Origin of the sequence: Corallococcus sicarius (genome assembly GCF_003611735.1) — a bacterium.
Taxonomy (GTDB): Bacteria; Myxococcota; Myxococcia; order Myxococcales; family Myxococcaceae; genus Corallococcus; species Corallococcus sicarius.
The window spans coordinates 1-2,219 of sequence record NZ_RAWG01000587.1; the positions used below are offsets into that span (position 1 = coordinate 1).

1 protein-coding gene is annotated in these 2,219 nt (G+C 70.8%); it reads left to right on the plus strand.

The window, feature by feature from the left end:
- A partial coding sequence (locus D7X12_RS40980; protein WP_120630521.1) for a non-ribosomal peptide synthetase occupies positions 1-2,219 on the plus strand: 2,219 nt, incomplete at both ends.

A 2,219-nucleotide genomic window follows, 5' to 3' on the forward strand; every position in this document is an offset into this window, starting at 1 on the left:
GCCCGCCCTCCAGTACGGCGACTTCGCGACGTGGCAGCAGACGAACCTCACGCCCCAGGCCCTGAGCACGGAGCTGGCGTGGTGGAAGCAGACGCTCTCCGGCGCTCCGTCACTGCTGGCCCTGGCCACCGACAAGCTCCGGCCGCAGCGGCTGTCCTCCCAGGGGGCCCGCAGGCTGCGCGTGTTGCCCGCGTCCCTGATGGCGAAGCTGCACGCGCTGGGACGCCGCGAGGGTGCGACGCCCTTCATGATGCTGGTGTCCGCGCTGGCCACCGTGCTGCATCGGTGGAGCGGACAGGCGGACTTCATCCTCGGCTCCGCGACGTCCGGGCGCGACGTGCCGGGCACCCGCTCCCTCGTGGGCGACTGCACCAACTTCCTCCCGCTGCGCCTGCGCCTGCCTTCCGACACCACCGTGTCGGGGCTCCTCGCCAGTGTGAAGCAGACGACGCTCGCCGCACTGGCCCACGGGTACGTGCCCTATGACCATGTGCTCGCGATCGCGCAGCCGGGTTCGCAGCGGCGCGAGCTGTACAACATCGCCTTCGTCCTGGACGACTACGCCATTCCGCGCGCCCAGCCGGTGGGCGGTGGGCTGACGCTCGACGTGGGGCTGTTGGACAACCGCACCACCGAGATCGACATGACGTTCGAGGCCGCCCCCGGCCCCGACGGCTTGCTCATCGGCTGCAAGTACGCGACGGACCTGTTCGAGCCCGAGACGATTGACCGGCTCCTCTCCCACGTGGAGAACGTCGTCGTCGGCATGGTCGCCGCCCCGGAGACGAAGCTCTCCGAATTGCCCCTGATGACGGAGGCCGAGCGCCACCAGGTGCTCCACGGCTGGAACCCTCCGTGCGAGCCGTTCCCCACGGGCACGCTGGTGGAGCGCTTCGAGGCGCAGGTGGAGCGCACCCCGGACGCCATCGCCGTCACCTTCGAGCTGCGCCAACTCACCTACCGCGAGCTGGACGCGCGGGCCAACCGGCTCGCCCACGTCCTCTGGAATCGCGGCGTGCGCCCCGAGGTCCTCGTGGGCGTGTGCCTGGAGCGCGGCGTGGAGCTGGTCGTCACGCTGCTCGGCATCCTCAAGGCCGGCGGCGCGTATCTCCCGCTGGACTCGGCGCACCCGCTTGAGCACCTCGCGTTCCTGCTGGAGGACGCGCACGCGCCCCTCGTCCTCACCCAGTCGTCGCTGGAGGACCGGGTGCCGTCGGTGGAGGGAACCACCGTCCTCACGTTCGAGGCCGCGATGGCCTCCGGGGCTTCGTCGGAGCGGCTCGCGCACCGGAGCGCGCCCGGAGACCTGGCGTACGTCATCTACACCTCGGGCTCCACCGGACGTCCCAAGGGCGTGATGGTGCAGCACGACCACGTGACGCGGCTGTTCACCGCGACCGAGGCGAAGTTCCACTTCGGGCCTTCGGATGTGTGGACGCTGTTCCACTCGTACGCGTTCGACTTCTCCGTCTGGGAACTCTGGGGCGCGCTGCTGTACGGCGGCCGGCTGGTGGTGGTGCCGTACTTCGTCAGCCGCTCGCCGCAGGCCTTCCTGCGCCTGCTGGCCGACGAGGGCGTCACCGTCCTCAACCAGACGCCCACCGCATTCCGTCAGCTCCTGCACGCCGAACAGCAGGCTGCCTCCCAGGGCGAGGCTCCGCCCCTGGCGTTGCGCTACGTCATCTTCGGTGGTGAGGCGCTGGACCTCGCGTCGCTGCGCCCCTGGTTCGAACGGCACGGCGATGCTCGGCCGCAGCTCGTGAACATGTACGGCATCACCGAGACGACGGTGCATGTCACCTGGCGTCCGGTGGGGCTCGCGGACCTGGAGCGCCCTGCCTCCAGCGTCATTGGCCAGCCCCTCCCCGACCTCCAGCTCTACCTGCTGGACTGGCTGGGACGGCCGGTGCCCGTCGGCGTGCCGGGTGAAATCCATGTCGGCGGCGCCGGTGTCGCGCGAGGCTACCTGCGCCGGCCCGAACTCACGGCGGCGCGCTTCGTGGACGACGGCTTCGGCCCCGTGCCGGGCCGCAAGCTCTACCGCGCGGGCGACCTGGCTCGGCGGCTGCCCAACGGCGACCTGGAGTACCTGGGCCGCATCGACCACCAGGTGAAGCTGCGCGGCTTCCGCATCGAGCTGGGGGAGATTGAGTCCTCGCTCAGCACGCACCCCGACGTGCGCGAAACCGTGGTCATCGTGCGCGAGGACGTGCCCGGCG